The following is a 5,695-nucleotide window of genomic DNA, read 5'->3' on the forward strand; positions in this document are numbered from 1 at the left end:
GGATTTTGATGATTGTTATAGGTAACGGTTATAGACGAAATCTCAATGTCTCCTCTTAATTGAGGCATATTTTAAGAATTCGTTATGCAATAAAAACCTTTAAATGAACTATTTTATCGGTAGAAATACTGTTTTGGTCGGTAGGTTTTTCAAATGACATAGCTGAAAAATACTTTTGAAGAAAATTAAATAACTATGTCACTCTTAACACCAATTATCTGGATTTTATTAATCTTTCCTCTCATCGTTTTAGGCCTTATTACAGGCAATAAAGTGAATTTCAAATTTCTTGTTTTTTTTATGCTGTATTTTTTAGCAGATTGTTACATACAGCATTTTAGCGCTCAGTATTTTTCTTCAGATTTTATTGGATTGAAATTTGCCTGGGTGGGTAAAATTTTATGTCTGATTTTATCTCTTTCCATAATTTTTTTACTCAATAAAAAAGATCGCGAAGAAATTGGTTTTACTACAAAAATCAACACGGGTAAACAATTAAAATTTGGTATTTTATTTTTTCTTGGTTTTTTACTTTTTGATTTTGCTTTTAAATTTATTCTATTTCCCAAAGGAGGAACTTTCGATTTAGAGACGTTTGTTTTTCAGTCTACCATGCCAGGTTTAGCAGAGGAAATTACATTTAGAGGAATTGGCTTATGGCTGCTGGATAAAGCATTTGAACCAAAATGGAACTTTAAGGGGGTTAAACTAGGATGGGGTTTTGTTATTGTTACCATCCTATTTGGTGTAGCACACGGAGCAGTTTTAACCCAGGACCATCAGTTTAAATTTGATATAATCACGATACTGTACCTTACTTTAATCTCGTCTTTAAGTCTGGGAATTCTTAGAAAATTTTCAGGTAGTCTTCTTTATTCAGTTCTTGGTCATAATTGTATTAACCTGATGAATGCGATTATTAGAATATTGTAATTAAAAGTAATGAAGCAAATTCAAAAAAACTATCTTTGAATTTGCTTCTATTAAAATTATTCAATGCAGGAAAAACAAGTTTTTACCAGTTATTTGACCACCAAAATAGCTGAGTTTAATTTTGATCAATTTTATACCAGAAAAAATCGGATTCTTCTTCATATCACGATGTGGTTATGTTTTTCAATGTTATTATTTCAGAGCTATGTTCTTGCCTATCATCTTACTTATTTCAATGCTTTGATATTGACACTTAGAATGACAACGGTGAATATGATTGTGTTTTATATGTTTTTCTATTTATTTCTGCCAAAGATTTTTTTGGGCAGCGGAGGCAGAATCGTATTATTGTTAATGATTACTTTTCCTTTATGTGTGTTTGTCTGGATAGCTATTACCTATTTTTTTTCGTTAGCATACCATGCAATGGGGTACGAAATATTGACGGGTGAACTAAAAGGCGCAATAAAAATGAGTGCCGATCAAACTTTTGAGCAGGCAGTTTCAATAAAAAGAATGATTTCTCAGAGTTTTATAATAATTTCGATTTTATCACCTTTCTTTTTTGTTAAAATTCTTTTTGAAATTTCCAGACTTTACAACAAAACACTGAATGTTCAGAATCAAAAAGCAGCTTTGGAAATCCAAAATATTAATATAGAAAAAAAGTTTCTAACAGCCCAACTCAATCCTCATTTTCTCTTTAATACCTTAAATAATCTTTATGGACTTTCGATCAAAAAAGACGATTGTGCTCCGGAGGTGATTTTAAACCTTTCAGATATTATGAGTTATACATTGTATGAATCTAATAATGAAAAAGTATCTTTAGTAAAAGAGCTGGAATTTATTAGAAATTATATCGAACTTGAAAGAATGAGATATACTAATGATAAAAATATTCAGTTTCAATTTCCTGAAGAAGAAGAATTGTTCGGTTTTTTTATTGCGCCGCTTTTAACCTTTACTTTTGTAGAAAATGCATTTAAGTATGGTCTGCAAGGCAATAAAGAGCAATTTATATATTTAGATATAAAAGTCAAGGATAATGTTTTTTATTTCCATCTTGAAAATGATAAAGAGAAGCAAATAAATCATAAAGAATTTGGCGGAATCGGAATTACGAATGCTTCTAAACGACTTCAGCTGCTATATGCTGATAAACACCGGTTAAAGATAGAAAACCTCGAAAATAAATTTACAGTCAATTTAAAAATAGATTTATAAAAAAGAATGGAAAAATTAGTTTGCATTGTAATTGATGATGAACCTATTGGCAGAGAAGTTATAGAAACCTTTGTTCGTGATATTCCTTTTTTAAGGCTTTCCGCATCATTTGGAGACCCTGTTGAAGCATTGAGTTATTTGCAGGACAATAGAGTAGATATTGTGTTTAGTGATATTCAGATGCCAAAAATTAACGGAATGGAATTACTTCGTTCCTTGCTGCATCCTCCATTGGTTATTTTTATTACAGCTCATCGTGATTTTGCTTTAGATAGTTTTGAAGCGGGAGTAACAGATTATTTGATCAAACCGGTTCGATTTGATCGTTTTTTAAAAGCGGTTAACAGAGCAAAGGACCGCATTTCATCTCAGGAAGCTATTCCATTACAACCTTCAATAGATAAGATATTTGTTAAGTCAGAAGGAAAACTAATTAAAATTTTACTAAGTGAAATTCTTTATGTAGAATCTCAGGGAGATTATTTAAAAATTGTAATTTCTTCTGCAGCTTACATGACGCAGCTTACTCTTAAATCAATGGATGAAATTCTAAATCAGCCTAATTTTTTTCGTGTTCAGCGATCATTTATTCTTAATTTAGAGGCTATAAGAAGCATTAACGCAAGTACAGTTGAATTAATTAACGGAAAATCAATTTCGATAGCTCTGAATAAAAAAGAAGAGCTTTTCGCTTTACTGGGTATAAAATAATCCTTTCTTTAATTAATAATTTTTTAAAAATAAAGTATTAAGATTTTATTTTAAAATCAAAGTCGATATAGTCTAAAAAACAGAAATCTTACCTGTTTGAATCTCACCTGAATTTGTAATTATTTTATAAATATAAATTCCTGAAGCAGTATTTTTTAGATTGATATTATTGGTTTTAGAAAGTAGCGGAGAGGTAATCGTATTTTGTCCCGCAATATTGTACAAATAGAAAATAGCACTTTCTTCTTTTTTGGCTTCAATGCTTAATTCTTCATTTTTGTTTAGTAATGTGGGGTGTACAAAAAACAAATCATTGCCCAGATAATTAGCATCAAAAATTAGAGAGCTTATTGTATTATTATTTTCTAAAATGATATTTATTTTATACTTATTGCTGCCTTTTGCGGGAGCAGTATCTAAGAAAGAAAATGTTTTTGAATTAATGTCATTCATGGTATTGATGACACTTTCGACATTATTATTTATTTTAACTAAATCAATTTTTTTGATATTATACAAACTAAAAAGACTGGCATCAATCTTTATTTTATTCTCCTCAAAAACTTCGGCAAAAGCCAATTCGAAATAACAATTTGAGTTTTGAGCATATTGCAAGGTTGATTCACTTTTTATTCCCTCAATAGTGTCAAAAACAGGAACAACAGTATAAAATTTTTCATCAGTGTAAGCATAAGTATTGTTGGTTGTTTGCTCTTTAAATTCTAAATGATCTCCTGTAAGTTGATAAATATTAAATGAAGTAACATCCGCAGGTTTATCCCAATTAATCTCTGTTGAGCCATCACAAACTAAGCTGGTACTGATATTCAAATCATAAGAAATTGTAAAGCTGTCAGAGATATAATCGACGTTATTAATGGTCATTTTTAAATTTGCTTTTGAAAATTTTTTCTCAGCAGGGACATAAGTAAATTGTTCATTTTCCAGATTTATATCACTGGCTATAATTTCCCAAGTCTGCCCATTATTGTAGCTTATAGACAGTTGTCCGGCAATACCAGAAAATGACGAATTCCATTTGAAAGGCGAAATAGCCTTGCCATCATAAGGGAAATTGTCATTAGTAACCGGATAATTCCATTCAAATTGATTTTCGAGTTCATAGTCGTAAGCGATGCTATAGGCCTGAGAAGCATTTGACACATATGAACCTGTAACATTGATGGTATACGATCCGGACGCAGGGTTTTCTACAGTTACTTGTTCTATATTGTTTATTTTGTCTTTTCCTCTTACGGCTTGTTGTTCAGGAATATCGAGATTAAGAATCCATGGTAGAAAAGTGGTATTATCAGCCGAAATAACTTCCAGGTCTAAATCGTTCACCAAACTTATATTACTGTTGATTGCAGCGGGTAAATCATTCCAAACTAATGTAATTTTTAGGTTTTTTGCCTTTAGCGGAAGCGTAATACTATGCGAACTTGTCTGACCAGATATTAAATTGCCAGATATAAATTTGTTTTCGCTGATTGTTTTTAAGCTTTTATCAGCATTAATATTACCATAACCGTACGTAAAATCAGGACCTTTGTTGCCTAAATCTTTTGCACTATTAATTAGAATTGCTTTTGCCAACGCATTAGACAAAGAACTATTGTTTAAAGTTTTATGATGCTGTTTCATGAGCGTAATAATTCCTGTAGCGATTGCTGTAGAATTTGAAGTTCCCTGCGTGCTAAAAGCTACTAATTCCGGTTTTATACGGCCGTCGTAAGCAGGACCTTTTGACGAAAACGGCATAATAATTTCGTTTTGGTTAATGCACCCCACTACAATACTATTTTTTGATTGCTTGAAATTACCCGTAATAGATTTATAACCCTGAAGTCCCGTATTTCCTGACGAAAAACAATGCGTTACATCAGGATTTGAAAATAATTGAGCGTCATAAGCATTCGCCAGCGAACCGTATAAATTCTCAATTACTGTTCCGTACGAATGATTTTGAGTCGCGGCACCTTGCAAAGTCGTTATTTCATCAGGATAAATATTCAAAAAGTCAGAAGAAAGTAGCTTAGTCTTTTGAGCAACGCCTTTTCCTAATGTCGAAGTATTGCCTAATCCGGAAACTATAGTGGCCATCGCTGTGGCGTGACTGGACACAATAGAAGATTCAATTGCAGACGGAATATGTTTATTTAAAAGATCAATATCATTGACATCAAAAAGATCATCTTTGATCGCAACAACTTGATTTTCGCCATTTAAGAGAGAAAAATTAGCAGAGGCTTTATTTATCGAATTGATGCTGAAATTTTGATCTATTATTTTAGATTCAGATTTGGGATGTAATGCTTCCTGAGAAACAGAAGATACGCTACTCAAATTTATAATGACATTGAGAATTTTTTCAGAATCACTTTTTATTAGTACAAGATGATCGTTTACTATTTTAATGTCAGATATGTTTAGAGATTGCAAATCAGCAATAAGCGTTTTGATGGCGTCGGTTGCTATTATATAGGTTTTGCCTTCGGTATGATTTGAAAAGTTAGATGGTAATTTCCATAAATTATTAACGGGAGAGTTTTTTCTTGAAGTAAGATTTGATCTTACACTTTCATTTTCGACAATACAAAAAGTAGTGTCCAGTTTTTTTACAACCTTATATTTATTGTAATGTGCATTTTCTAAAGTGGTAAAATAGTATCTCTGTGATTTTATTTCGTTTTCTTTTTTGATGTATTGTTTCCATTTGTCAGCATTCTGCGAGAAACTGATTGTTATAATCATAAAAAAGAAAAAAGTAATTCGTGTCTTCATTTACTATAGATGTTGGGGCAGTGGTAAATATTAATTG

General features: G+C 31.2%; 4 protein-coding genes. 3 read left to right on the forward strand and 1 reads right to left on the reverse strand.

Annotated elements, in window-relative coordinates; translation table 11 throughout:
• Nucleotides 1-195 precede the first annotated feature (195 nt).
• The 3 genes from FLACOL7796_RS23545 to FLACOL7796_RS23555 all read left to right on the forward strand — a co-directional run bounded on the left by FLACOL7796_RS23545 (nucleotide 196) and on the right by FLACOL7796_RS23555 (nucleotide 2,871).
• Complete coding sequence (locus tag FLACOL7796_RS23545; protein WP_173973211.1) at nucleotides 196-933, forward strand: CPBP family intramembrane glutamic endopeptidase; 738 nt, start codon at nucleotides 196-198, stop codon at nucleotides 931-933.
• Between the two features lie 63 nt (nucleotides 934-996).
• Nucleotides 997-2,160 (forward strand): sensor histidine kinase, encoded by a 1,164-nt coding sequence (locus FLACOL7796_RS23550; RefSeq protein WP_173973212.1) that lies wholly within the window; start codon nucleotides 997-999, stop codon nucleotides 2,158-2,160.
• Nucleotides 2,161-2,166: 6 nt separating this feature from the next.
• Nucleotides 2,167-2,871, forward strand: a complete 705-nt coding sequence (locus tag FLACOL7796_RS23555; RefSeq protein ID WP_173973213.1) for a LytR/AlgR family response regulator transcription factor — start codon at nucleotides 2,167-2,169, stop codon at nucleotides 2,869-2,871.
• A 72-nt stretch (nucleotides 2,872-2,943) separates the two neighbouring features.
• Here the strand turns inward: FLACOL7796_RS23555 and FLACOL7796_RS23560 are convergent, their stop codons facing one another.
• A complete protein-coding gene (locus FLACOL7796_RS23560) occupies nucleotides 2,944-5,658 on the reverse strand; it encodes a S8 family serine peptidase (protein ID WP_173973214.1) in 2,715 nt (904 codons plus the stop codon).
• Nucleotides 5,659-5,695: the final 37 nt, after the last annotated feature.

Origin of the sequence: Flavobacterium bizetiae (genome assembly GCF_902804475.1) — a bacterium.
Classification (GTDB): Bacteria; Bacteroidota; Bacteroidia; order Flavobacteriales; family Flavobacteriaceae; genus Flavobacterium; species Flavobacterium bizetiae.

What these genes read in the sequence shown, in the direction of transcription:
- FLACOL7796_RS23545 (WP_173973211.1), top strand. Translation starts at nt 196, where the DNA reads ATGTCACTCTTAACACCAATTATCTGGATTTTATTAATCTTTCCTCTC.
- FLACOL7796_RS23555 (WP_173973213.1), top strand. Translation starts at nt 2,167, where the DNA reads ATGGAAAAATTAGTTTGCATTGTAATTGATGATGAACCTATTGGCAGA.
- FLACOL7796_RS23550 (WP_173973212.1), top strand. Translation starts at nt 997, where the DNA reads ATGCAGGAAAAACAAGTTTTTACCAGTTATTTGACCACCAAAATAGCT.
- FLACOL7796_RS23560 (WP_173973214.1), bottom strand. Translation starts at nt 5,658, where the DNA reads ATGAAGACACGAATTACTTTTTTCTTTTTTATGATTATAACAATCAGT.